This is a genomic window from Cardiobacterium hominis, from assembly GCF_900637305.1.
In the GTDB taxonomy this organism is placed as follows: Bacteria; Pseudomonadota; Gammaproteobacteria; order Cardiobacteriales; family Cardiobacteriaceae; genus Cardiobacterium; species Cardiobacterium hominis.
Genome location: NZ_LR134365.1, coordinates 1449619 through 1475149, shown reverse-complemented (window position 1 = coordinate 1475149; position 25531 = coordinate 1449619). Strand labels below are relative to the sequence as shown.

Sequence of the window (25531 nt, the reverse complement as noted above, 5' to 3'; positions counted from 1 at the left end):
CTTGGCACACCGTTTATAAATACAAAATTTCCCAAGGAGAACACTGATATGAGCGACCATCCCGAAAAGACTTACCAATATCGCCATCTTAAATTGCTAACCCAATGGCTGCACTATACCCTTTACATCTCCGTAGTCATTATCGCCATAATAATGGCATACTTTTCTTTCTTTGCGTATTTTCTTAAACAAATTACTATCGATCCGGAAAAAACCTTGGAAAAGTACCGCACTTTTGCCAATTTTCTGGAAGCCATGAATAACAAAGAGAATTTAGCATTCATCCTGCTGTTAATTGCTTTAACATTCTTGCTTGCCAACATTATCCTGACATTTATTTGGCTCTATCGGGCAAATACCAATATACGTGCTCTCGGCAAGCGGCATCTGAACTTCAGCCCAAGAGCAACGATTATCTGGTGGTTCATTCCTTTCGCCAATCTTATTGCGCCTTATCAAATCATGGCAGAACTCTGGCGCCATAGCCTTAACATGGTAAAGAACAAAAACTACCGTCGTACCGGTATTTTGCTGGTTTGGTGGTTTTGTTTTATCAGTTCCAGTTTTTTCGATAAAGCATCCGACCGCTTTATAGATTCCGAAAACATAGAAGATGTCATTACAGGTTGTATCATTTTTAGTGTAGGCTGTATTCCTTTCATAATTTCAGCCCTCACCCTCATCAAAATCACCCGCACCATCAGCGACGCCCAAGCCGGGTACCACGCCCAACAAACCCACGCATGACCTACCTCACCCCCGCCAGTTGCGACCTCTTTAACCGCCCCTGCTTCCAATTCGCGCAGCTAAAAAAATACGCGCCCGAAACCATCCCGCAAATCAAGGCCGACTACAAAGCCGCCTGGGAAAACTGGCGCGCCATCATCCTGCGCGTCGCCGCCATGCTCGGCGAACCCTTCGCCGCGCCGCATATCGAGCGCTGGTGCAACGGCTGGCAAGTGCGCGCCCACTTCTTCGCCTACTTCAAATACCACGAGTGGCAAGAGAGCGCTGCCATCCTCTCCGTGCTGCTCAACCGTCGCCGCCTCACCGTCAGCCTCGACTGGCATTGCTACAAAGCGAGCATCTCCCTCACCACCCTCGACCACTACAACCGCTGGCCGCAAGCGCTTGACCGCAAAACCTACGCCGACTACGACCTCTGGCACGGCAGCGACGACGAATACGCCGACTACCCGCGCGTTGCCGACTGCGACGAATTACCACTACGCGACGCCGCCGACTACTACAGCATCGGCAAACACCTTGAGCGCGCCCAGCTCGGCAGCGTCGATAGCGCCGCATGGATTGCCGACACCATCCGCGCACTGCAACCCCTTTACGAAGCCTGCCATCCCTAAGGACCCCCCATGCAAGACACCCTCCTCGCCCTCTCGCCGCTTGACGGCCGTTACGCCAAAAGCGTCGCCGCGCTGCGCCCCGTCTTCTCCGAATACGGCCTGATGAAAGCGCGCGTCCGCGTTGAACTCGAATGGCTGAAAGCGCTCGCCGCCGCGCCACAAATCGGCGAAGTCGCGCCCTTCAGCGCCGCCACCCTCGCCGCCATTGACCAAGTCATCGCCGACTTCTCGCCGGAGGACGCCGCCGCCGTCAAAGCGATAGAAGCGACCACCAACCACGACGTCAAAGCCATCGAATACTGGCTGAAAAACCGCTTTGCCGCGAACCACGAAATTGCCGCCGTCAGCGAATACATCCACTTCGCCTGCACCAGCGAAGACATCAACAACCTCGCGCACGCCCTCACCCTCAAAGCCGCGCGCGACACCATCCTCCTGCCGCAGATTGACGCCATCTGCGACAAACTACGCGCCATGGCGCACGAACACGCCGCGCTGCCAATGATGAGCCGCACCCACGGCCAACCGGCGACACCAACCACCCTCGGCAAAGAAATCGCCAACGTGTACAGCCGCCTGCAACGCCAGCGCGAACAACTCGCCGCCCAACCCATCCTCGGCAAAATCAACGGTGCGGTCGGCAATTACAACGCCCACCTCGCCGCCTACCCCGACTACGACTGGGAAACACATTGCCGCAACTTCGTCGAAAACGCGCTCGGTCTCGCCTGGAACCCCTACACCATCCAAATAGAGCCACACGACTACATGGCGGAAACCTTCCACACCCTCGCCCGCCTCAACACCATCCTCATCGACCACAACCGCGACATCTGGGGCTACATCTCGCTCGGCTACTACAAACAAAAAATCAAGGCGGGCGAAATCGGCTCCTCCACCATGCCGCACAAAGTAAACCCCATCGACTTTGAAAACTCCGAAGGCAACCTCGGCATGGCCAACGCCATCCTCGGCTTCCTCGCCGAAAAACTGCCCGTCTCGCGCTGGCAACGCGACCTCACCGACAGCACCGTACTGCGCAACATGGGCGTCGCCATCGGCTACACTGTACTCGGCATGAGCGCACACCAACGCGGCCTCGACAAACTCGAAGCGAACCCCGCCGCCCTTGCCGCTGATTTAGACGCCACCTGGGAACTGCTTGCCGAACCCATCCAGACCGTGATGCGCCGCTACGGCATCGCCAACCCCTACGAAAAACTCAAAGAACTGACGCGCGGCAAACCGCACCTTGACGCCGCGACCATCCGCGCCTTCATTGACACCCTGAACATTCCGGAAGACGCCAAAGCGCGCCTGCTCGAAATGACGCCCGCGAGCTACACCGGCAAAGCGGAAGCACTCGCCCGGCGGATCTAAAAACCATCGCGCCACAACATCGCCTTGAATAACGGATACCGCATGACAAAAATCGAAATCAACAAAACCGGCAAAGTCGTCAAAGGCGACTATTTCGGCTGGCACGTCAAAATATTAAATGACAAAGACTATACCGGCGGATTCCTGATTTTGCTGATTTCGCCGTTCAATCCCGAAGACAATTACGATCACTGGGTGAGCGATGTACGCGAATTAAATGCTTACTTTGCCGCACGCGAATGGGAAATTGACTGGAATGCCGCGACCGTTTCGCAGGAATAAATTAAAAGTGGTTCCGCCTACTTGCCGCTATAAAAAAGAACCCGCTGTTTGACAGCGAGTTCTTTGCCTGGGCGTGTTTGCAATTTGAATTTCCCTCCCCTACGAAGCGTGGGAGGGACGGGACTCCCCATGAAAAAGGCGGACGCCTTTTTCATGGGAACCGGGGGGGGTGAAAACCGCGTAGCGACCGCACTCAAAACGAAATGCAAACACGCCCTAAGGGGCTGTCTCAATTGTCAACACGCCCTAAACCTCGGACAACGACCCAACCGGAGTACACCATGAACCCCACCCTTGACACCCTGCTGCATCGCAACTCGCTGCGCCCCAACCAAATGCAAGAACCGGCGCCGAGCGACGCGGAGCTGCAAACCATCCTGCGCGCGGCGACCCGCGTCTCCGACCACGGCAACCTCAACCCGTGGCGGCTGGACATCTATCGCAAACCCGCGCAAGAAAAACTCGTCGCCACCCTGCTCGACATTTGGACGCAGAAAAACCCTGACGCCGATGCCGCGCTGACCGCGAAAAAAACCGGCTTCGTTGCCCGCGCGCCGCTACTCGTCATGGTATCGAGCCGCATCAACCGCGCGAGCAGCGTGCCGCGTATCGAACAAATCCTCTCCGGCGCCGCCGTCTGCCAAAACCTCATCATTGCCGCGACCGCACTTGGCTACGCCAGCTGCTGGCTGACCTCTTGGGCAGCATACGATGCCGACGCCAAACAGGCGCTGAACGTCACCCCTGATGATGAAATCCTCGGTTTCATCCTCCTCGGCAGCCCTGCCGCCAGCGCGAGCGAACGCCCGCGCCCGCCGCTTGATGATGTCGTCGTCTGGCATGAATAGGCGATTGCGTACATAAAAAAACGGCCACTTGCGTGGCCGTTTTGCTTTTCAGCGCGAAGCGCTTTATTCGTTGTAGTTATTGGCGGGGGCAACGTTGCTGTTGCCATAAACGCCTTTGCCGTCGTCGCCCTGGAAGGTGTTGCTGGCGCTTTTGACTGCGCCGAAGACACCGCCCCAGTCGCCGTTTTCGTAGGCGGAGCCGTATTTGTCATCCGGCTTGACGGAGTTGAAGGAACCGCCCATTTCTTCGGCTTCTTTGCCAAAGAAGGCTGCGCGGAATTCTGCTTCGTCGTTGCCGTGGATGTAGCTGCGGTCTGCCTTACCGAGGACGGTGTTGCCAATGATGTTGCCTTCAAAGGCCACCAGTTTGTCGTGAACGACGGTGGATTTGCTGAGGTCGGTCAGCCAGGCGTTGTACACGTCGCCTTTGACTTTGCGGGTGGCGAAATCAACGTTGGCTTCAACGAAGTTGCCCAGGGCGATTTGTGCCTGACCGCGGCCGTTTAGGCCATCAAAGGCGTTCGGCAGGTTTTTGTAGCCGCCGTTTAAGCTGACATCTTGAGTGACGCCGTGGAAGTCGTTGTTGATGCCATACATCAGCGCGTGGCCGTTGTAGGTGGCGCTGCCTTCTTTCGGCATGTCTGCGACGGAAGTGGCGTCTATGCCGCGGAAGAAGTAGTTGTCCACGCTGTCGTCGGTATTTTTCTTGGCAAATGGCGCGCGCAGGAAGCCGTCGCCAAACGGTCCTTCTCCGGCGGCCAAGTCAAGTTGGGTGGTGACGCGGCCATACTGCACTTTGTGCAGGGTGATGGGCTGCGCGCCAATGCTGTATTCCACCGGAGCGCTGTCGAGGTCGGCGCGGTAGCCTTGGGCGGTCGCCTGCGGCAATACGTCTTTGACCTTGGCAACGAAAGAACGCGCGCCGGAATAGCTGTTCATGCTCATGGATTTGACTTTACGGTCATCCTGGTCGGCATAGGCGAGGTGGTAGTGGCCAAAGATGCGCGAGGTCGTGTTGTGATGGTCTTTCCAGCGGCCATCTTCCCATTTGAGCTCTTGGCCGAGGGTCGGCATTTTGCCGGTGCGCGCGGTGTAGCCGATACGGATCAGGCCGTTAGTGATGTCGCCGGTGGGCTGGATTTCGACGTCGCGGTCGCGGGCCTCGTTGCCGTTGCCGCTGTCTTTTGCCCAGATGAGTTCTTCCAGGCCTTCGGCATCGTTTCCGCCATTGCTGGCTTTGGTGTTGATGTCAACGCGGCGGGCGCGCGGATTCCAGCCGTTGGAGGTGGCGTGGTTTTCAAAGGCGCTGTCTTGGGTACTCCACCAGATGAGGTTGGCGCCATATTTTTTCTCGTATTCTTGTTTGTAGCCGGGCGTGCCTGCTTTCCAGATGCGGTCGTCGGCAAAGCGGATGGTCGCCAGGTCTTCGTGATAGCCCACGTAGGCAGGCCCGCGGAATTCGCCGCGAATGCCGCCGCCTTTGTTGTCCGGTGTGTGCCAGTTCGCAGACTTCAGGGAATAGCTTTCTCCGAGTTTGGTGCAAGTAACCAGTCTGCCGCTACATTGCGGGTCAACCAAACTAAGATTAGCCAGTTTTGCCTGAATAGTTTGCACGGGCATGGCGTCATTGCCAGAGTCTCCGATGTTGGCCGTATGGTCTTGGTCATGGACGACAACTTCGTATTTTTCTTTCTTCGGCGTGCCGTCGGGGTTCGTGCCGATAATTCTTTCCCGTTCTTCCTTGACGAGTTTGTGGTATTTGACCGACGCGTCCCATACTTGATATAGCGTCCAATCCCATTCGTTGGCAATCGGATTGACCAGCGGGCGGATGGGTTCTAGCTGGCGGATGGCGGTGAATTCTTCCCGCTCCAGGTAGATGTGTTCATGGTTTTTCGGGTCACCGTCGGCAGAGCCGCCGTTTAGGGCATTGTTGCCCGGCTCGTCGTAGGGGTCGTTCGGGTAGGCAAAGAGTTTTTTCGGGTATTGGGGATATGCGCCATTCGGCCAGGATTGCTGATAGTTGTAAGTGCTATCAGGGGAGGGTGTATAGCTGGCGGTATTAGCCCCCGTGCGGGTGATGGCCTGTGCCCGGGTGATGGTGCCTTTGTAGGCGGGCAAGTTGGCGTCATCGCCTTGCCAGTCCACGACGTTATCGGTTTTGGCATCGCTGTAATAGTGGTTGCCTTCGCGATCCGGACTTCTTGTCTGGGGTACTGCCGTGCCGTTTGCGGTGCGGGTACCTTTGTTGCGCCAGGCTTTGGCGTCGGCGATGTTTGCCGGGTCGGTCGGGCTATCGTCTTTGCCGCTGGGGAAATTACCGTAGCGGTCTCTTTCGTTGCTAAAACTGCCGAAGGAGCGGTCTTTGTCCGTGCCGGTGTTAACGGGATGGCGGGAGTTGTCATTGGCATCCTCGGTTGACCATGAGCCGTCGGTGCCGTAGAGCGCGCTTTCCAGGGCGTTGATGTCGGGGAATCCGGGCGGTGCGGGTGCTTTGGTGGCAATAGTTTTATCGCCGTCGGCTTCTTTGCGGTTATCTGCGCTATTCGCCGCATTCGGGTAATCGACAAACGGCTGGCGGTATTCGTAGCGCGGGGTATAGACGTGCGTGACCCGTTCGCGGGTAAATTCGCCGCTCTTGTCGGTATTGTTTTGGATATGGGTGTCAATGTTGTGGGTGACCGGATCCAACCGGTTGGACGGGTCGGCAAATACGGCGGAGCCCACTTGTTTGAAGGCGCCTGCCAGGATATCGACGTTTTTGAAGTTTTCGATTTGCAGGCTGGGCTGTTCGCGCTCTTTGCCGGCGTGGGTGAGGGGTTCGTTTTCTTCTGAACCCGCAAATTGGGCGCGCACGCCTTTGTTTTCTTCGCGCTCAAGGTCGCGGCGGGCGAGAACGATGTTGGTCAGCTTCGGGTTTTGTTCGTTGAGGCTGACGCCAAGCAGCGGTGTCGCCGATGCCATTTTGTCCGGGTTGTACACGCGGTCGTAGTCGGAGCTTTCGCGGCGGATGTATTGTAGTCCGCCGACGGTGCTGTCCTTGCTGAGGTCCCGGCCATCAACGACGTGGGTTTCGGTGGGGTCAACGATTTTGCTGTCTTTTTGGCTGTTGTCCGCAGGCGGGGTTTCCGGTTTTGGCTGCGGTGCGGGGGGATCTGCGGGTGGGTTGTTGTTGCCGCTGTTGTTATCGCTGCCACCGCAGGCGACGGTGCCGAGTGCGATCAGGATAGCGATAGAGAGGTTCGTCAGTTTCACAGTGTATGCTCCTTCCGTTGAGAGCCCCTTGCGACTCGCTTGGGGCGTTGATGTCGCGGGAGGCGCTTCCTGTGTGACGAGTTTTTCTCGTTGAGCGTCCCTGCCCGCACCGTTCTGAAGAATCGGTGCGTCGATTATAACCACTTCTTTATTATTTCCAACTGTATTCGCGATTTTCGACACGCGATGGATGTGTTTGTGGCAGATAACCGGATTGCCGCAAATGAAAACGGCCTCTTGCGAGGCCGTTTTTTGTCGTTATCAACGAATTATTCGTTGTAATTGTTGGCAGGGGCAACGTTGGTATTGCCGTAAACGCTGTTGCTGTCATCACCTTGGAAGGTGTTGTTGCTACTACCGCCGGTTTTCTTCGCACCGAAGACACCGCCCCAGTCGCCGGTTTCGTAGGCGGAGCCGTATTTGTCTTCATGCGCGACGGAGTTGAAGGAACCGCCCATTTCTTCTGCCTTGCTGCCGAAGAAAGCGGCGCGGAAGTCCGCTTTATCGTTACCGGGCGCGTAGGTGCGGTCAGCGGTACCGATGACGGTGTTGCCGATGATGTCCCCTTCAAAGGCGACGAGCTTGTCGTGGACGACGTTGGGCTTGGTGGTATCGACCAGCCAGGCGTTATAGACGTCGCCTTTGACTTTGCGGGTAGCAAAATCAACGTTGGCTTCGACGAAGTTACCGAAACCGAGCGAGGCGTTTTCTTTGGCGCGACCGCCGCCGTCAAAGGCGTTCGGCAGGTCTTTTTTCGTGTTGCGGTGAACGTCGCCGGTGATGCCGTGGAAGTCGTTGTTCAGACCGTACATCAGCGCGTGGCCGTTATAGGTCGCGCTGCCTTCTTTCGGCAGTGCTGCCATTTCTTCGATGGTGGTGGCATCCACACCGCGGAAGAAGTAGTTGTCCACGCTGTCGTTGGTGTTTTTCTTGGCAAACGGCGCACGCAGGAAGCCTTCACCCAACGGGCCTTCGCCTGCGGCAAGGTCGAGGTTGGTGGTGACGCGGCCATATTGCACTTTGTGCAGCGTCATCGGTTCAGCACCGATGCTGTAGTACTTCGGCTTGCTTTCCAAATCGGCATAGAAGCGCTGGGTAGTGCCCTGCTTGTCTGTCTGTTGGTGCGGGGTTTGCAGGCGGCCTTGTACTTCGGCGACGAAGGAACGCGCGCCGAGGTAGCTGTTCATGGTCATCGGCTTGACTTGTCGGTCGTCCTGATCGGCAAACGCCAAGTGGTAGTGACCGAAGATGCGGCTGGTGGTGTTGTGGTGGTCTTTCCACACGCCTGCATTGCCATCCCATTTCAGTTCTTCACCGAGGGTGATGCGGCCGCCACCGATGCGAATCAGGCCGTTGGTGATGTCGCCGGTCGGCTGGATTTCCAGGTCGCGGTCACGGGCGTTTTTGCCGTTATTCGTACCGTTTGCCCAGACGAGGTCTTCCGAGCCTTCGCCACCGGTTTTGCTGTCGTTGTTATCAACGCGGCGGGCGCGCGGATTCCAACCTTCCAGTGTGGCCCAGTTTTCAAAGGCGCTGTCTTGGGTACTCCACCAGATAAGGTTGGCGCCGTATTTTTTCTCGTATTCCGGCTTGTAGCCCGGCGTACCCGGTTTCCAGATGCGTTCGTCGTTGAAACGCAGGGTCAGGGCGTATTCTTGCCAGCCGTAATAGTGCGGCCCGCGGAACCAGCCGAGTTGGCCGCCGCCTTCGTTAGTCGGGGTTGTCCAATCAACAGATTCCAGCGCCCAGTCTTTGGTGCAATTTACTGTATTCGCTGCACCACAAAGGTTGGTGCCATCATATTTGGTAGCATGGTTTCCTTTGGCGATGTTATACGTTACGAAGCCATAAATGGGATCACCATTGCCATCTGTTCCAGTCTGTTCGTATTTTTGGTACGACCATTTTTGATCCAGTGTCCATTTCCAGGTATTGGGTACCGGATTTTGCAACGGACGTACTGCCTTCCCGACACGGATAGCCGTAAATTCTTCCTGATCGAGATAGGTGTGCTCGTGGGTATATTGGCTGCTCTTGGTATGGTTGGCATTTCTGCGGGTGCGCTCCAGATAGGGCTCATTCGGGTAGCGCGGCTGTTCGGTTTTGTAGTTCGGGTATTCCAGGGTTTGTGCCGGATAACGCGGATACGCGCCTTTCGGATTGCCCCAGTAACTGTTGGGGTAATTGGTGGTGGTCCAGTTCACCGCATTTTCTGGATCCGAGGGCTTGTTTTTCCAGTTGCTGGCACTTGCCGAATGGTCGCCGGGATTGTTCACGACATCGCCGCTACCGGTTGCACCATCCAGACTGCCGTATTTGGCTTCGTTATTGACGATATAGCCGCCAGATTTGGGACCATCGCCCAAACCGTTATTCACGGCATGCCAAGATTTATTGTGGTTATTGTTGGTTTCCCAGCTGGCGTCTGCCTTTAATTCAGCCGCTGTCGGCAATCTCGGTTTGCCCGGCGGATAGGCGCTGAGTTCCGCTGCCGTCGGGCTATCGTTTAGTAATCCATCCGGACCATGCGGGTAATCTACGTGCGGCTGTTTGTATTCGTAGCGCAGGGTATAGACATGGCTGACGCGTTCACGGGTAAATTCGCCGTCTTTGTCGGTATTGTTCTGGATATGGGTGTCAATGTTATGCGTGACCGGATCGAGGCGGTTGGTTGCGGCATCGGCAAATTTGGCGGAGCCGACTTGTTTGAATGCACCCGCAAGGATATCGACGTTTTTGAAGTTCTCGATTTGCAGGCTGGGGGTAGCCGGTTCTTTGCCTTCGAGGGTAAGCGGCTCTTTTTCGATACCACCGGCGAATTGTGCGCGCACCGCCTTGTTTTCTTCGCGCTCAAGGTCGCGGCGAGCGAGGACGATGTTGGTCAGCTTCGGGTTTTGTACGTCAAGGCTGACACCGAGGAGCGGGGTGCTTGACGCCATTTTGTCCGGGTTATAGACGCGGTCGTAATCAGAGCTATCGCGGCGGATGTATTGCAGACCGCCGACGGTGCTTTCTTTGGAGAGATCGCGACCATCGACGACGTGGGTTCCAGTCGGGTCAACCAGTTTGTCGTCGTTTTTTGCTTCTGGCTCTTGCGGTTTGTTTTCGTCGGCTTTCGGCGCGGGGTTTTGCGCGGGCGGGTCTGCCGGGGTGTTATCCGTGTTGTCGCTACCGCCGCAGGCTGCGACGCCCAAGGCGACCATGATGGCCAAAGAGAGATTGGTCAGTTTCATCGTTGAGTCTCGTATTTGAGTGGAAGGGGAGTCCGGCGCGGTCGGCACACGGAGCAGAGGTGGCTGTGGAATGTTGCGGGTTCCCTGCCTGACCGCATCATGACGATACGGTCAGGCAATTATAAGGGAAGCATACGGAAAAGGGTACGGGCAATCAGTTATTTCACCATTGTTTTTTCAGGTTGGCACAGGGTGGGACGGTGAACGTCCGGGGGGCGGGGCGCGGTAATGTTTATAGCGCGTGCCAAAAAGCGGAAATTTTTGCCGGTTTTTCCTACGGCGCCGTGGTAGGCGCCATCCCTGTCCCGACGTGCTAAACTGCCGTCCTCAATGAAGAAAAGGAGACACAATCATGATACATCGCACCGCGCTCTGGGTTCTTTTGGGCGCTTTGCCGCTCGCGGCAAACGCTGCCGGGCTAAACCACAAATACCAGCCCAAGCCGCAGAATTACCCCGTACCTGCCGATAACGTCTTTTGGGTTGCCACCGACGGTAAAAGCGCCGCTCAGGGCGCGACCGGCAGCCGTGAAAAACCCTTCTCTACCTTGAAAGAAGCGGCAGACCGCAGCCAGAACGGCACTACCATCATCATGAAAAGCGGCATCTACCGCGAGCCGCACGTCTTCATCACCCGCGATGACATCACCCTGCAAGCCGAACCGCAGGGCGAAGTCTGGCTGAAAGGCACGGAAGTCGTCCCCGCAGACCGTTGGCAAAAAGAGGGCAGCCTGTGGAAAACCACGAGTGAGCAGAGCTTCTGCCGCGTCTGCACCACCAACGCCGACCCGAAAAAAGAAGGCATGGCCGCCTATCCCGAGCAGGCGTTTATCAACGACGAACCGCTGAAACAGGTGGCGCGCAAGGAAGACGTCAAACCCGGCACTTTCTACGTGGATGATCCAAACCCCACCACCCTGAAAGACCCGAAAAACGAAAACAACCGCCTTGGTTTTAACATTCCGCCCGCGCACCCCGTCACTTACTATCTGGGCAGCGACCCGACCCAGGGGACTGCCGAAATCTCCAAATACACGCGCGCGCTGACCAGCACCGGCAAACGCTTCAAAATGCGCGGCATCAACGTCGCCCAGTTCTCGCCGCACCAATTCTGGGGTTACAAAGACCCTATCCTCGCCGAAATGAGCGGGCCGATCGCCATCAGCATCAACGGCGAAGCGAGCCTGGTTGAAAACGGCATCTTCGCGCAAAACGGCAGCGGCGCTGGCGCCTTCTTCCTGGACGGCCCGAAAGAAAAAGGCGCAGCGGGCGCGAAAAACACCGTCGTGCGCAACAACCAGTTCGTTGATAACGGCGCGAATGGTGCAGGCGCCAACTACGCGCACGGCTCCGTCTTTGAAAACAACTACTTCGCGCGCAACAACAACGAAAAATTCATCGTCAAAGACTGCGGCGCCTACTGCGGTGTTGCCCACGTCAAAATCACCCACATCGAAGACTTCACCTTCCGCAACAACACCATTGACGACTCCGACAGCCCGCCGAACTACCTGCGCGAAAACCTCATCAACAACACCGCGCCCGGCTTCTGGTGCGACGAAGGCTGCATCAACGCCAAAATCACCGGCAACATCTTCATCAACTCACCGGTCGCCATCTTTGATGAAGTCAGCGACGGCAGCATCATCGCCTCCAACATCATCGAAGGCGGCGACTACGGCATCCGCGCCTCCGGCAGCAGCAACACCCGCATCTACAACAACACCATCTCGCGCGTCTCCCGTCCCTTCCTTATCCGCGAAGACTCGCGCGCCAAAGGCTGCAACTACATGAAAGACGGTGTCTGCAAAGCCGAAGAACGCTGGTCAAAAAGCCGCGGCCTCTCCTGGAACCAAGAAAACACCGAAATCTACAACAACATCATCTCCTCGCGCGCCTTCGTCAAAAAAGACTACGGCAACCCTTACTTCGCCTACCCGCTGCGCAACGAAAGCAGCCTGCCCGAAGACGACAGCGGCATCGTGCGCAACGGCAACGACATGTTCCGCGGCCTCGACTACAACGCCTACTACCGCAGCAGCCTCGAAAACGAACCTTACGTTATCGTTTGGGACACCGAAGCCGAAGGCAAAGTGAACGAAATGCTGATGCGCACCGCAGACCTCGCGAAAAACCCACGCATCAACCCGAAAATCAACGGCCTGGAGCGGCACGCGCTGGATCTCTTTGGCAGCCGGGCGGAAAACCCCTACTTCAAAAAAGAAGCCGAAGGCAACGACGCCTACCGCCAAAGCAACTACCACCTGCGCGACGACAGCCCGGCCAAACGCAGCGGCAAAGCCTTGCCGCTGGACATTGCCCGCGCCATTGACCCCGAAGGCAAAACCGTCAAACCGGGCGTACCCGTTGACCGCGGCGCGCTGCTGAACGTCCTGATGGATGCGACCAACGGCGCCGAAAGCCCGCGTGCCGACAAAGCGCAAAAAACCGCACCCGTCGCGCAAAAAAACAACGCCCCCGCTAACCGCAGTGGCACTTACCGCAGCGGCGACAACAACGCGACAACCGCAGCCACCGCCGCCGCCCGCGCAGCGGCAGCCAACAACGCCTACGCCGGAACCCTTGCCGCGAACAGCCGCAGCAGCCAGAGCGCGAACGCCACCAATAACGCGGCCGCTGCCAGTGCCGCTGCCAACCGTGCAAGTGCCGAGACCGCCGCTGCCGGACAAAAAGCGCCGCGCGGCCTCTACCTGCCCAACCCCAAACGCCCGTATTACGACCGCGTCCTGCCTTACAGCGAAGACCGCGCCGCCGTCCAAAAAGACGGCCGCTGGGGCTACATCGACCGCGCCGAACGCGAAGTCGTCGCGCCGACCTACCAAGACGCCTGGTCATACCGCGAAGGCCGCGCTGCCGTGAAGAAAAACGGCCGCTGGGGCTACCTCGACAACCGCGGCAAAGAAGTCGTCGAGCCGCGCTACGAACAGGCGATGCCCTACGGCGAAGGCCGCGCCGCCGTCAAAAAAGACGGCCAATGGGGCTACCTTGACGAAAAAGGCAAAGAAATCGTCGAGCCGCGCTACGACCGCGTCTGGCCGTACAAAAACGGCCGCGCCACCGTACAAAAAGGCGGCCACCGCAGCGTCATCGACTTAAACGGTAACGAAATCCTCGTACCGTAACGCGCCCGCGCATCAAGCCCCGCTCCCCCTGTGACGCACATTGACCGTCCACAGGGCGGGGCGCGGTTACGACCATCCCGAAACCCTTATCTCATTCCAAAGGCCAACACTATGCAAAACTTCTGGTACGCCGACGCGCACAGTTGCTTGCCACTGCACGGCGACACCGACCTCAACCAGCTCCGCCTGCACTACGACGCCGGCGTGCGCTACCTCTCCGTCAACGTCGGCATGGACATGAACCCGCTGTCACAAATACTCACCACCATCGCCGGATACCGCCGCCAAATCGCGGCGAGTGACTGGATCGAACTTGCCGAAAGCGCCGCCGACATCCCACGCATCGCCAGCGAAAACCGCCTGGCGCTGAGTTTCGACCTCGAAGGCGCGCTGCCGCTCCTGGAAACGCCAGACATGGTCGCGCTCTACCACCGCCTCGGCGTGCGGCAAATCCACCTCGCTTACAACCGCAGCAACAGCGTTGCCGGTGGCGCACACGACGAAGGCGGCCTGACCCCGCTCGGCGAAACCATCGTAGATGCCATCCACGCCGCCGGCATCCTCATGGACCTAAGCCACAGCAACGAACAAACCGCGCTCGACATCTGCGCCTACAGCGGCGACCGTCCGGTACTCTTTAGCCACGCCAACCCGCGCGCGCGGGTAGCGCACGGACGCAACATCACCGACCGCGCCATCCGCGCCTGCGCCGCGACCGGCGGCCTCATCGCGTTAAACGGCGTCGGCAGCTTCATCGGCGATCCTGACCTGAAACCCGCCTCGCTGCTGCCGCTCATCGACTACGTCGTGCAAATGGTCGGCGTCGAACACACCGCCATCGGCCTTGATTACTGCTACGACGACGGCGTGCCGGACGTCCCCGCCGATGTGAACCGTCAATACTGGTGGCCGCCGGAAGCGGGCTACGACCCGAAAAAAGGACTGAGCGGCAAATACGTCAGCCCCGCCGGACTGGACGACATCCGCGACGGCCTCGCCCGCCTCGGCTACCGCGAGGCGGACATCCAAGCCATCATGCGCGACAACCTGCTGCGCCTGATTGCCCGCGTGTGGAAATAACATAGCGCTTTACCCCCAACCAAAGGAGAACCCATGCAACTGACCACCTCCCTCATCCGCCTTGGCGCGACGCCGCGCGACAAAAACGAGGCCATCCGCCAAGTCGCGGCGCTGCTCGCCGAGAACGGCAAAGTCGCGCCGGAATACGTCGAAGGCATGTTCGCGCGCGAAGCGCAGGAAAACACCTACCTCGGCAACGGCGTCGCCATTCCGCACGGCACACCGCAAAGCCGCCACCTCATCAAAGAAACCGCCATCGCCGTGCTGCAAGTGCCGGGCGGCATTGATTGGGAAGACGGCGAAGGCGAGCCCGCCTACCTCATCGTCGGCATTGCCGCCAGCGACAACGAACACCTGGCGGTTTTGAAGCGCCTGAGTACCGTCGTCGGCGACGAGGAAGTTGCGGAACGCCTGGCGAAAACCACCGATGCCGAAGACATCCGCCGCGCCCTGTCGGACGTTGCCGGGGGTGAAAGCGCCGCGCCGCAGGCCACCGCCAGCGGCAAATACGTCATCGGTATCACCTCCTGCCCGACCGGCGTCGCCCACACCTACATGGCGCAGGAAGCGCTGGAAAAAGGCGCGCAAGTGCTTGGCCATGAAGTCAAAATCGAAACGCAGGGCAGCGTCGGCGCGGATAACGTGCTTACCACCGAAGACATCGCCCGCGCCGATGTAGTCATCATCGCCGCCGATACCAACGTCGATCCCGCCCGCTTCGTCGGCAAACGCCTCTACCGCACCGGCACCAAAGCGGCCATCAACGACGCGGTGCAGGTCATCAACACCGCCTTCGCCAGCGCCCCGGTCTTTGGCGACGCGGACGCAGCGGCGAGCGCCAGCGCCAAACCGGAGCGCACCGGCGTTTACAAACACCTGATGACTGGCGTGTCGCACATGCTGCCGTTTGTGGTCGCGGGCGGTTTGCTGATTGCGCTCGGCTTTGCCATCGGCTCGTTCATGTTCGGCGAGCAGGGCATCTACATCTACAAAGAAGAATACGCAGGCACGCTGGGGCAGACCTTGTTCCAAATCGGTAAAGACGCCTTCGCCCTGTTCGTGCCGGTACTCGGCGCCTACATCGCCTACTCCATCGCCGGGCGCCCCGGCATCGCCCCCGGTATGGTCGGTGCCTATATCGCCGCCAATACCGGCGCGGGCTTCCTCGGCGCGATTGTCGCCGGTTTCATCGCCGGATACTTCGTCGCCTGGCTGGCAAAAGTCATCAAACTGCCGCGCGAACTGGATAGCTTGAAGCCGATGATCATCCTGCCGCTGGTCGGCACCGCCGTCATCGGGCTTTTAATGTATTACCTCATCGCCCACCCGGTCGCCGACGCGCAAAGCGCGCTGGAAACCTGGCTGAAATCGCTGCAAGGCTCCAGCGCCCTGCTGCTGGGCGCGCTGCTCGGCGGCATGATGGCGCTGGATATGGGCGGACCGGTGAACAAGGCGGCGTATCTCTTTTCCAGCGGCCTGATTGCTTCGGACGTCCTCGGCCCGATGGCGGCAACGATGGCGGCAGGCATGACGCCGCCGCTTGCCATCTGCTGCGCGACGATGCTCTACAGAAACCGCTTTACCGAAGAAGAGCGGCAGGCGGGCAAAGCGGCGGGCGTACTGGGGCTCAGCTTCATCACCGAAGGCGCGATACCGTTTGCGGCGAAAGACCCGCTGCGCGTCATTCCGGCGCTGATGATTGGCTCGGCGGTAACGGGAGCGCTCAGCATGGTTTTCGGCTGCGGCCTGCGTGCGCCGCACGGCGGCATCTTCGTGCTGTTCATCCCGAACGCGGTGGTGAACGTCTGGGCATACGCCTTCGCTATTATCGTCGGCACCGCGGTCAGCACCGCCTGCCTCGGCGTGTTCAAAAAGCGGGTGAGTGCGTAAGCAGCCAAACCTGTTCGGCAAAAGAAAACCCCGCGTGGCGCGGGGTTTTTTGTACGGCGCGTTTAGCGGTTAGCGGCGCTGATGAGGTCGTTGTAGGCGCGTAGCAGTTTGTACGGGCTGCCCTTGACCATCCAGCCCGCGTCCGGGTTGAGGTGCATTTTTTCGCCCTGGCTGTAGGGTTCTTTGTCGCGGACACGGCGCATCCGCTCTTTGGCGGCAACACGGTACTCCTCCGCTGCGTTACTGAGGAAACTGCCAGCCATCCAGTCGTCGTGATGCGCTTTGCTGTATTCGGCAAGGCCGTCGGCGTTTTTTTCGTAGGCGTCGATGAGTTTGCTCGCGGCATCGGTATCGAAGGTGTCCGCCTGCATCAGGTTGGTGAGCGCTTTGGCGTCCAGCGTGGTCGCAAGTGTCCAGTATTCGGCGTTTTTGTCGCCCGCTTTTTCGAGTTCTTCCAGGCGCGCGCGCAGGACTTTGTCGTTTTCGGCTTCGAGTTTGGCGGAGAAATCTTCGCTCGCTTTTTCAAAGGCGGTCATGGCGGCGACCAGAGGCGCGTGCATTTCTTTGCCTTTGGCGAATTTGTCGTCCTTGTAGTTCTCGCGCTCGTAGTATTTGTGGGCTTCGCTGACTTTTTCTTTTAAGGCGTTCAGATTGTCGAGGTATTGTTTGGCGGCAGCGTCCAGTTCGGGCGCGGCGGGTTCGATGGCGAGGCCTTCGGTCATGCTTTTGTTGCAGAGTTTGATGACGTTTTCGTGGATGTCATGGATGCCGTATATGTGGCTTTCTTTGCCCGTCGGGCCTTTTTTTATGTCCTTGATCCAGCTTTGGTAACGTTCGATGCTGGTGTGCGCGCTGTCGTCGGCGCGGTTATAGCATTCGATGTAGGCGTTCATTTTTGCGGTGCGTTGGTCGTCGCCAGCGTCTTCGGCGTGGGCGAGGAGCGGCAGGGCAAGTGCGAGGGCGAGGGCGGTTTTTTTCATGGGTTTTTCTTGTGTGTGAATGAAGAAACCGGAACGGGTTGCCCGCGTTCCGGTTGGGGTATTTTAGCGCCGTTTCGGGTTGGCTTTGTGGATGGCGCGATTTTCGACGGCAAGCGCGGCTTCGTGGATGGCTTCAGCGAGTGTCGGGTGGGCGTGCATGCTGCGCGCGATGTCTTCGCTGGCCGCGTAGTATTCCATCGCGATGACCAGTTCGTGGATGAGTTCGGAGGCGTTCGGGCCGATGATGTGCGCGCCGAGGATTTCATCGCTGTCGGCGTCCACCAGGATTTTGACGAAGCCTTCCGCCGCGCCGAGCGCTTTGGCGCGGCCGTTGGCAGCGAAGGGGAAGTCGCCTTTTTGGTAGTTCACGCCCGCGGCTTTCAGTTGTTCTTCGTTTTGTCCGAGCCACGCCATTTCGGGGTGGGTGTAGATGACGGCGGGGATGAGGTCGTAGCGCACGTGTCCTGCCTGGCCGTCGATGTTTTCGGCAACCATCACGCCTTCTTCGCTCGCTTTGTGGGCGAGCATGGCGCCGCGCACGCAGTCGCCGATGGCGTACACCCCCGGCTCGGCGGTGGCGCAGTGTTCATCGACTTCGATGTAGCCGCGCGCGTCCAGTTTGACGGCGCAGGCGGGGTCGATGGTGTTCGCGGTGTTGGGTTTGCGGCCGACGGCGACGAGGAGTTTGTCCACGGTGAGGGTTTGTTCGCCGTTTTTGTCTTGGTATTGCACTTCGACTGCGCCGCCTTTGACGCTCGCGCCGCTGACTTTGGCGCCGAGGCGGATGTCCAGCCCCTGTTTTTTGAAGGCCTTGCCGGCTTCGCGCGCAAGCTGGCGGTCTGCCATCGGCAGCAGTTCGTCCACCGCTTCGAGGATGACGACTTCGCTGCCTGCGGCGTGCCAGACGCTGCCCAGTTCGAGGCCGATGACGCCCGCGCCGATGATGCCGAGGCGTTTGGGGACGTCGCTAAAGGAGAGCGCTTCGCTGGAGCTGACGATGTGCTGCCCGTCCATTTTGGCGACGGGGATATCCACCGGCACGGAGCCGAAGGCGAGGATGACGCCGCGGCTTGCCTGGTATTTGGCAATGCTGCCGTCGGCGGCGGTGACTTCTACGGTTTTGCCCGGCAACAGGCGGCCGCGCCCGGCGAGCCAGTCGATGCCGTTGGCTTTGAAGAGTTGTTCGATGCCGCCGGTGAGTTGTTTGACGATGTCGTTTTTGCGGGCAATCATCGTGGCGATGTCGAGTTTGACGTCGCCGGTGCTGATGCCGTGCGCGGCGAAGTCGTGCCGTGCTTTTTCGTAGAGGGCGGTGCTTTCGAGCAGCGCTTTGGAGGGGATGCAGCCGACGTTCAGACAGGTGCCGCCGAGGGTGGATGCTGCTTCGACGCAGGCGGTTTTGTAGCCGAGTTGGGCGGCGCGGATGGCGGCGACGTAGCCGCCGGGGCCACCGCCGATGATGATGATGTCGTAGTTTTTCATGGGGATTTTTTTCCGGTTGTGCGGGGGGACGCGGTTTTCCGCTTGTCAGCGCGGTTTGTTATTTAACCTTGCCCACGGGGGAGGGCGCCGTTCGGTTTGCGTTATACATACACCTGAGCGCTCTTGGTGTATGTAAATGGCAAACGGCAATGATGCTACGGTTTTTGGCTTTTCGCTCTGCGGGGTGCTTGCTGCCCCCACCCCAGCTCTCCCCCACAGGGGGAGGGAGCCGTTCGTGGTTACAGGTTCAGGATGAGCCGCGCCGGGTCTTCGATGAGTTGTTTGATTTCAACGAGGAAGCCGACCGCTTCGCGCCCGTCGATGATGCGGTGGTCGTAGGACAGCGCGATGTACATCATCGGCGCGATGACGACTTGGCCGTTTTCGGCGATGGGGCGCTCGACGATGTTGTGCATGCCGAGGATGCCGCTTTGTGGCGGGTTGATGATGGGGGTGGACATCATCGAGCCGAAGGTGCCGCCGTTAGTGATGGTGAAGGTGCCGCCGGTCATGTCTTCGATGGCGAGGCTGCCGTCTTTGGCTTTGCCCGCGTAGTCGAGGATGCCGTTTTCGATGTCGGCAAAGCCGAGTTGTTCGGCGTTGCGCAAGATGGGGACGACGAGGCCGCGCGGCGAGGAGACGGCGATGCCGATGTCGCAGTAGTTGTGGTAGATGATGTCGTCGCCGTCAATGGCGGCGTTCACCGCCGGGTATTTTTTCAGCGCTTCGACCGCGGCTTTGACGAAGAAGGACATGAAGCCGAGTTTGACGCCGTTTTTAGCGACGAAGGCGTCCTGGTATTTTTTGCGCAGTGCCATCACCGCGCGCATGTTCACTTCGTTGAAGGTGGTGAGCATAGCGGCGTTGTGCTGTGCGTCGAGCAGGCGCTCGGCGATGCGTTTACGCAGGCGGGTCATCGGTACGCGCTCTTCCAGGCGGCGATTGCCTCCGGCGAGGTATTGTTTGACGTCGTTTTTGGTCACTCTGCCGCCGCGGCCGCTACCGGCGACCTCGCCTGCGGCAACGCCTGCTTCGGCGGCGATTTTGCGCGCTGCCGGGCTGAGGGCTTTGTCGTCAGCGCTTGCGGCGGCAGCGGCGGGGGCAGCGGCTTTTTCCGCAGCGGGTGCGGCAGCGGCAGGAGCGTCTGCAACCGCGCCTTCTTCGATGTAGGCGATGATGTCGCCGCCGGTGACGGTCGCGCCATCCTGGGCGGTGATTTCTTTCAGCACGCCGCTGACCGGGGCGGGCATTTCGAGGACGACTTTGTCGGTTTCGAGATCGACGAGGTTTTCGCCTTCGCGCACGCTGTCGCCGGGTTTTTTGTTCCAGTTCACCAGGGTCGCGTCGGCGACGGACTCGGGCAGGGCGGGGACGGTTACTGCTGTTGTCATGTGGGGTTCCTCATTGGTTTTCTGTTAAGCCGAGGGCGTCGCGCACCAGCGCGGCCTGTTCGGCGTTGTGCAGTTTCAGGTAGCCGGCAGCGGTCGAGGCGGAGGCGACGCGGCCGGTGTAATGCAAGGCTTTGCCCGCGGGCAGCGCCGGGGCGAGTGCTTCGTAGATTTGTCGCCAGGCGCCCTGGTTGCGCGGTTCTTCCTGGCACCAGACGATGTCGGCGTTGGGGTAGCGCGCCAGTTCGGCGGCGACGGCTTTTTGCGGGAAGGGGTAGAGCTGTTCGACGCGGATGATGGCGATGTCGCGCCGGTTCTCGTCGCGGCGTTTTTGCAGCAGGTCGTAGTAAACCTTGCCGCTGCACAGCACGACGCGGCGGATTTGCGCATCGGGCAGCAGTTCGTCGATTTCGCCAATCACCGGGCGGAAGGCGCCGCCCGCCAGTTCTTGCAGGTCGCTCACCGCCAGTTTGTGGCGCAGGAGCGATTTGGGCGACATCACAATCAGCGGTTTGCGGAAGGTGCCGAGTACCTGGCTGCGCAGCAGGTGGAAGATTTGCGCGGGCGTGGTCGGCACGCAGACGCGCACGTTGTCTTCCGCGCACAGTTGCAGGTAGCGCTCCAGCCGCGCCGAGGAGTGCTCCGGCCCCTGGCCTTCGTAGCCGTGCGGCAGCAGCATGGTGAGGCCGCTGTAGCGTCCCCATTTGGTTTCGCCGGAGGTGATGAACTGGTCAATCAGCACCTGCGCGCCGTTGGCAAAGTCGCCGAACTGCGCTTCCCAAATGGTCAGCCCCAGCGGCTCGGCGGTGGAGTAGCCGTATTCAAAGCCGAGTACCGCCGCTTCGGAGAGGATGGAGTCGATGATACGCGCCGACGGCTGGCCGTCATAGAGGTGGGCGAGCGCGGTGTAGCTGTCGCCGGTTTTCTGGTCGTGGATGACCGCATGGCGGTGCGAGAAGGTGCCGCGACCGCAGTCTTCGCCGGAAACGCGCACCGGATGGCCTTGTTCGAGCAGCGAGGCGTAGGCGAGGTTTTCAGCCGTGCCCCAATCGAGCGGCTGTTTGCCGGCAGACATTTCCACGCGCGTCGCCAGCATTTTTTCCACGATGGGGTGCGGCGTGAAATCGGCGGGCGGGGTGAAGATTTTGGCGCCGAGACGGGTGAGGTCTTTGGCCGGATAGGCAGTTTCGACCGGCGCGTGTATATCCGGTTTGCTGAACGCCTTCCATTCATTCTCCAGTCTGGCGTTCGGACGCGGCGGCTGCGGGCGGGAAACGGAATCGCCCGCCTCTAACCGCTGGCGGTAGTCGTCCTGCAATTTTTCATAATCACCGGCGGCAATCACGCCTTCGGCGACCAGACGTTCGGCATAAACCTGCGCCGGTACCGCATGTTTGCGGATTTTCTGATACATCATCGGCTGCGTTGCCGCCGGTTCATCCGCTTCGTTATGGCCAAGGCGGCGATAGCAGACAATATCAATGAAAATATCTTTCTGGAATTCGCGCAAATAATCGGCGGCCAATTCGGCGGCAAAAGCCAGCGCTTCCGGATCATCGCCATTGACATGCAAAACTGGTGATTGAATCAATTTCGCCGCATCGGAACAATACATCGCCGAACGGGTATCGAGCGGATTGGAAGTGGTAAAGCCGATTTGGTTATTGACGATAATATGCAGCGAGCCGCCGACACGATAGCCGCGCACCTGCGACAATTGCAGCGTTTCCATAATAATGCCCTGTCCGGCAAAGGCGGCATCGCCGTGAATCTGAATAGGCACGGCATAATTGCTGATGGAATAAACACTTTCCGCGTGTTGCGCCTGTTGCACCCGCTCCAGACGGGCGCGCATTGAACCTTGCACTACCGGATTGACGAATTCCAGATGTGAGGGATTATAAGCCAGCGACAATCCCACCGCGCCGCCTTCCGTATCGACGCTGGAAGAAAATCCCATATGATATTTCACATCGCCGCTGCGACCTTCCATCGGCGTATATTTCCCTTCAAATTCGTTGAACAAATCTTCAGGGCGTTTACCGAGAATATTGATTAACACATTCAGACGGCCACGGTGCGCCATAGCAATGCCCACTTCCTTGGAACCATTCTTGCCCAGCCGCTGAATGACATTATCCAAAAGCGGAATCAAACCATCGCCGCCTTCCAAAGAAAAACGCTTCTGCCCGACGAATCGTTTGTGCAAATACTTTTCCAAACCGTCCGCCGCGACCAGCGTATTTAACAATTCCTTTTTGCGCGCTGCAGAAAAACCATAACCCTGCGCGGCTTGCTCCAATCTCCTTTGCAACCAACGGCGCTCGTCGGTGTTATGAATATGAGAAAACTCCGCGCCAATATGATGCTTATACGCCTTCTCCAAATACGCAATAATATCGCGCAATTTCATATCGCCGGTAAAAAGCGTTCCCGTATTGAAACTGCTGTCCAAATCCGCATCCGTCAAACCATGCCAGCGATAATCCACATCCGGCACCTCGCGGCGGTCGCGCAAATGAATGGGGCACAAATCCGCCACCTGATGCCCGCGGGCGCGATAGCCGGAAATCAGCGCCAGCACCGCGACCTGTTTGCGAATCGCCTCGCTGTCTGCGCCATCGCCTGCCAACGGCGGCAACTGCGCCAGCGCCTCGAAGCGCTCCTGCACCGGCAGACGCGGCTTCTCGCCGCCCTGACCGCCGCGAATGTCGTCAAAATAACTGCGCCATTGCGGGGAAACGCTCTCCGGTGCGTCCAGATACTGCTCATAAAGCGCCTCAATATAGGCGGCATTGCCACCGCTCAATTGCGAAGAAGCCTTTTGATTCTGATAGTTAGCCATACATATACCCCCAAGAAAAAAAATATCAGGCAGGCGTTATAATACGTATATAAGGGTATAAAAACAACACCGAATCACGCAGAATCAACCCTAACCCACAGGAAAAACACAAGAAATCACAAAGCTATGCCCGAAACCCTCCGCCTCGCCCGTGCCGATGACCTGCCCGCCATCGTCGCCATTTACAACAGCACCATTGCAAGCAGGGAGGCTACCGCCGACCTCGCGCCGGTAAGCGTCGCCGCGCGGCAGGCATGGTTTGCGGCGCATCAGGGCAACCGCCCGCTTTACGTCGTCGAAGACGCGGACGGCGCGATAGCCGCCTGGGGCAGTTTCAGCGACTACTACCCGCGCGAGGCCTACCGCATCAGCGCCGAAATCAGCATCTACGTCGCGCCTGACCAACGCGGTCGCGGCCTCGGCAAAAGGCTCTTGCAAGACATGCTGCGCCGCGCGCCCGCGCTCGATATCGAAAACGTGCTGGCGGTCATCTTCGCGCACAATGCGGCGAGCCTCGCCCTCTTTCAAGCGCAGGGCTTTGCCGAATGGGGACGCCTGCCGCAAGTCTGTGATTTGCAAACCCGCCGCGCCGATATCGTCATTTTGGGGAAACGCCTCGCCGCTTCTTAAACCGCAAATATACATACAGGGTAGCGCTCATCGTGTATGTATATTGGTAGGGTGGGTCTTGACCCACTATAACCCTCTCCCGTTTTAACCCGCCAACGGCTCCCCGTTGGCGTTTTTTTGCCGTTTTGGCATTTTTTGTTTGGCGTTTGGCGAAAATCGCTTTATATTGCAAATACAGCAGATTTTTCTGCTGTTTTTTTGACTTTATTAGAGGAGATAACTATGCCCCAAACTATCCTGAGCAATCTGTTCGCCCGTGTTCAGCAACGCGACCCCGGCCAGCCCGTCTTTCATCAGGCAGTGCAGGAAGTCTTTTCCAGTCTGGAAGGCTTTCTCGCGCAACATCCGCACTATACCGAACAGGCGCTGCTGGAGCGCATCGTCGAGCCGGAGCGCATCATCATGTTCCGCGTGCCGTGGGTTGATGACCGCGGCGTGGCGCAAATCAACCGTGGCTACCGCGTGCAGATGAGCTCTGCCATCGGCCCGTACAAAGGCGGTCTGCGCTTTCACCCGCAAGTCGATCTGGGCGTGCTGAAATTCCTCGCCTTCGAACAAGTCTTCAAAAACGCGCTGACCACGCTGCCGATGGGCGGCGCCAAAGGCGGCTCCGACTTTGACCCCAAAGGCAAGAGCGACGGCGAAGTGATGCGCTTCTGCCAGTCCTTCATGAGCGAGCTGTTCCGCCATATTGGCGCGGATACCGACGTCCCCGCCGGTGATATTGGCGTCGGCGGCCGCGAAATCGGCTTCCTCTTTGGCCAATACAAGCGCCTCACCAACGGTTTCACCTCGGTGCTCACCGGCAAAGGCCTCGCCTACGGCGGCAGCCTCATCCGCCCGGAAGCGACCGGCTACGGTCTCATCTACTTCACCGAATTCATGCTGCAAACGCGCGGGCAGGATTTGGGCGGCAAGCGCGTACTCATTTCTGGCTCCGGCAACGTCGCCCAATACGCGGCCGAGCGCGCCATCCAGCGCGGCGCCAAAGTGCTGACCGTCTCCGATTCCGGCGGCTTTGTCCGCTTTGCCGACAGCGGCATGACGGAAGCGCAACTGCAAGCGCTGCTGGAACTGAAAGAAGTGCGGCGCGAACGCCTTGCGGTCTATGCCAAGGAACAGGGGCTGGAATTCTTCCCCGGCAAACGTCCCTGGGGCGTGCCGACCGACATCGCCCTGCCGTGCGCCACGCAAAACGAGCTGGACGAGAGCGACGCGAAAACCCTGCTCGCCAACGGCTGCACCTGTGTCGCCGAAGGCGCGAACATGCCCTCCACCCTGGAGGCGACCGAAGCCTTCCTCAAGGCAGGCATCCTCTACGCGCCCGGCAAGGCGAGCAACGCAGGCGGTGTTGCCACCTCCGGTCTGGAAATGAGCCAGAACGCCATCCGCCTCTCATGGACGCGCGGAGAAGTCGATAACCGCCTGCACGGCATCATGGCCGCCATTCATGAATCCTGCCAGCGCTACGGCATGCGCGCCGACGGCAGCATCAACTACGTCCAAGGCGCGAACATCGCCGGCTTCGTCAAGGTGGCGGATGCGATGCTGGCGCAGGGGATTGTATAAGTTTGGAAACGCCCGCATGATGCGGGCATTATTTTCGAACGCGATATAAGGGGCTGTTTGCGTTTCGTTTTGAATGCGGTCGCTATGCGGTTTTCACACCCCCTCCCCCGCTGCGGGCTTCGCCCTGCAGTCAACTGTGTTTCTCCAACCCGTCGGTCGGGGAAAC

The 25531-nt window shown here is 58.9% G+C and carries 16 protein-coding genes; 10 read left to right on the top strand and 6 right to left on the bottom strand.

Annotated elements, in window-relative coordinates; translation table 11 throughout:
• Positions 1–48: 48 nt before the first annotated feature.
• The 5 genes from EL199_RS07205 to EL199_RS07185 all read left to right on the top strand — a co-directional run bounded on the left by EL199_RS07205 (position 49) and on the right by EL199_RS07185 (position 3871).
• The gene (locus tag EL199_RS07205) at positions 49–747 is read left to right on the top strand and encodes a DUF4328 domain-containing protein (protein ID WP_040354593.1); all 699 of its coding nucleotides are present in this window, start codon (positions 49–51) and stop codon (positions 745–747) included.
• The gene (locus tag EL199_RS07200; RefSeq protein WP_004140115.1) at positions 744–1361 is read left to right on the top strand and encodes an HI_0552 family protein; all 618 of its coding nucleotides are present in this window, start codon (positions 744–746) and stop codon (positions 1359–1361) included. Before EL199_RS07205 ends, EL199_RS07200 begins: the two co-directional genes overlap by 4 nt.
• A 9-nt stretch (positions 1362–1370) precedes the next feature.
• Positions 1371–2741 carry an adenylosuccinate lyase gene (purB, locus tag EL199_RS07195; protein ID WP_004140112.1) on the top strand — a complete coding sequence of 457 codons (1371 nt, stop codon included), beginning with the start codon at positions 1371–1373 and terminating at the stop codon, positions 2739–2741.
• Positions 2742–2783: 42 nt separating this feature from the next.
• On the top strand, positions 2784–3023 hold the full coding sequence (locus tag EL199_RS07190; protein WP_004140109.1) for a hypothetical protein: 240 nt from the start codon (positions 2784–2786) through the stop codon (positions 3021–3023).
• 281 nt (positions 3024–3304) lie between these two features.
• Entirely contained in the window at positions 3305–3871 is a 567-nt protein-coding gene (locus EL199_RS07185; RefSeq protein ID WP_004140107.1) for a nitroreductase family protein, read from the top strand.
• Positions 3872–3934: 63 nt separating this feature from the next.
• Here EL199_RS07185 and EL199_RS07180 read toward each other — a convergent pair whose 3' ends face one another.
• Entirely contained in the window at positions 3935–7126 is a 3192-nt protein-coding gene (locus EL199_RS07180) for a transferrin-binding protein-like solute binding protein (protein ID WP_050768046.1), read from the bottom strand.
• A gap of 269 nt (positions 7127–7395) precedes the next feature.
• Complete coding sequence (locus tag EL199_RS07175; protein ID WP_004140103.1) at positions 7396–10359, bottom strand: transferrin-binding protein-like solute binding protein; 2964 nt, start codon at positions 10357–10359, stop codon at positions 7396–7398.
• A 352-nt stretch (positions 10360–10711) separates the two neighbouring features.
• Between EL199_RS07175 and EL199_RS07170 the strand changes: the two genes are divergently transcribed.
• The 3 genes from EL199_RS07170 to EL199_RS13675 all read left to right on the top strand — a co-directional run bounded on the left by EL199_RS07170 (position 10712) and on the right by EL199_RS13675 (position 16471).
• Positions 10712–13501: a WG repeat-containing protein gene (locus EL199_RS07170; protein WP_004140101.1), complete on the top strand. Its 2790-nt coding sequence runs from the start codon at positions 10712–10714 to the stop codon at positions 13499–13501.
• 111 nt (positions 13502–13612) lie between these two features.
• Positions 13613–14581: a dipeptidase gene (locus tag EL199_RS07165; protein ID WP_004140100.1), complete on the top strand. Its 969-nt coding sequence runs from the start codon at positions 13613–13615 to the stop codon at positions 14579–14581.
• Between the two features lie 33 nt (positions 14582–14614).
• Entirely contained in the window at positions 14615–16471 is a 1857-nt protein-coding gene (locus EL199_RS13675; protein ID WP_004140099.1) for a fructose-specific PTS transporter subunit EIIC, read from the top strand.
• A gap of 62 nt (positions 16472–16533) precedes the next feature.
• Here the strand turns inward: EL199_RS13675 and EL199_RS07155 are convergent, their stop codons facing one another.
• The 4 genes from EL199_RS07155 to EL199_RS07140 form a co-directional block, all read right to left on the bottom strand.
• On the bottom strand, positions 16534–17451 hold the full coding sequence (locus EL199_RS07155) for a YiiG family protein (protein WP_004140097.1): 918 nt from the start codon (positions 17449–17451) through the stop codon (positions 16534–16536).
• A gap of 63 nt (positions 17452–17514) precedes the next feature.
• Positions 17515–18933 (bottom strand): dihydrolipoyl dehydrogenase, encoded by a 1419-nt coding sequence (gene lpdA / locus EL199_RS07150; RefSeq protein ID WP_004140094.1) that lies wholly within the window; start codon positions 18931–18933, stop codon positions 17515–17517.
• Between the two features lie 239 nt (positions 18934–19172).
• Entirely contained in the window at positions 19173–20324 is a 1152-nt protein-coding gene (odhB, locus tag EL199_RS07145) for a 2-oxoglutarate dehydrogenase complex dihydrolipoyllysine-residue succinyltransferase (RefSeq protein WP_004140091.1), read from the bottom strand.
• A gap of 10 nt (positions 20325–20334) precedes the next feature.
• Complete coding sequence (locus tag EL199_RS07140) at positions 20335–23166, bottom strand: 2-oxoglutarate dehydrogenase E1 component (protein ID WP_004140090.1); 2832 nt, start codon at positions 23164–23166, stop codon at positions 20335–20337.
• A gap of 126 nt (positions 23167–23292) precedes the next feature.
• Here EL199_RS07140 and EL199_RS07135 point away from each other — a divergent pair, with 126 nt between their 5' ends.
• Together EL199_RS07135 and gdhA are read left to right on the top strand one after the other, a co-directional pair.
• Entirely contained in the window at positions 23293–23796 is a 504-nt protein-coding gene (locus EL199_RS07135) for a GNAT family N-acetyltransferase (RefSeq protein ID WP_004140089.1), read from the top strand.
• Positions 23797–24018: 222 nt separating this feature from the next.
• On the top strand, positions 24019–25365 hold the full coding sequence (gene gdhA / locus EL199_RS07130) for an NADP-specific glutamate dehydrogenase (protein ID WP_004140087.1): 1347 nt from the start codon (positions 24019–24021) through the stop codon (positions 25363–25365).
• The last annotated feature ends 166 nt before the right edge of the window (positions 25366–25531 follow it).

Bases quoted from the DNA above. Each gene is read 5' to 3' on its own strand.
- odhB (WP_004140091.1), bottom strand. From the start codon at position 20,324: ATGACAACAGCAGTAACCGTCCCCGCCCTGCCCGAGTCCGTCGCCGAC.
- EL199_RS07140 (WP_004140090.1), bottom strand. From the start codon at position 23,166: ATGGCTAACTATCAGAATCAAAAGGCTTCTTCGCAATTGAGCGGTGGC.
- EL199_RS07175 (WP_004140103.1), bottom strand. From the start codon at position 10,359: ATGAAACTGACCAATCTCTCTTTGGCCATCATGGTCGCCTTGGGCGTC.
- gdhA (WP_004140087.1), top strand. From the start codon at position 24,019: ATGCCCCAAACTATCCTGAGCAATCTGTTCGCCCGTGTTCAGCAACGC.
- EL199_RS07185 (WP_004140107.1), top strand. From the start codon at position 3,305: ATGAACCCCACCCTTGACACCCTGCTGCATCGCAACTCGCTGCGCCCC.
- EL199_RS07135 (WP_004140089.1), top strand. From the start codon at position 23,293: ATGCCCGAAACCCTCCGCCTCGCCCGTGCCGATGACCTGCCCGCCATC.
- EL199_RS07155 (WP_004140097.1), bottom strand. From the start codon at position 17,451: ATGAAAAAAACCGCCCTCGCCCTCGCACTTGCCCTGCCGCTCCTCGCC.
- purB (WP_004140112.1), top strand. From the start codon at position 1,371: ATGCAAGACACCCTCCTCGCCCTCTCGCCGCTTGACGGCCGTTACGCC.
- EL199_RS07205 (WP_040354593.1), top strand. From the start codon at position 49: ATGAGCGACCATCCCGAAAAGACTTACCAATATCGCCATCTTAAATTG.
- EL199_RS13675 (WP_004140099.1), top strand. From the start codon at position 14,615: ATGCAACTGACCACCTCCCTCATCCGCCTTGGCGCGACGCCGCGCGAC.
- EL199_RS07190 (WP_004140109.1), top strand. From the start codon at position 2,784: ATGACAAAAATCGAAATCAACAAAACCGGCAAAGTCGTCAAAGGCGAC.
- EL199_RS07165 (WP_004140100.1), top strand. From the start codon at position 13,613: ATGCAAAACTTCTGGTACGCCGACGCGCACAGTTGCTTGCCACTGCAC.
- EL199_RS07200 (WP_004140115.1), top strand. From the start codon at position 744: ATGACCTACCTCACCCCCGCCAGTTGCGACCTCTTTAACCGCCCCTGC.
- lpdA (WP_004140094.1), bottom strand. From the start codon at position 18,933: ATGAAAAACTACGACATCATCATCATCGGCGGTGGCCCCGGCGGCTAC.
- EL199_RS07170 (WP_004140101.1), top strand. From the start codon at position 10,712: ATGATACATCGCACCGCGCTCTGGGTTCTTTTGGGCGCTTTGCCGCTC.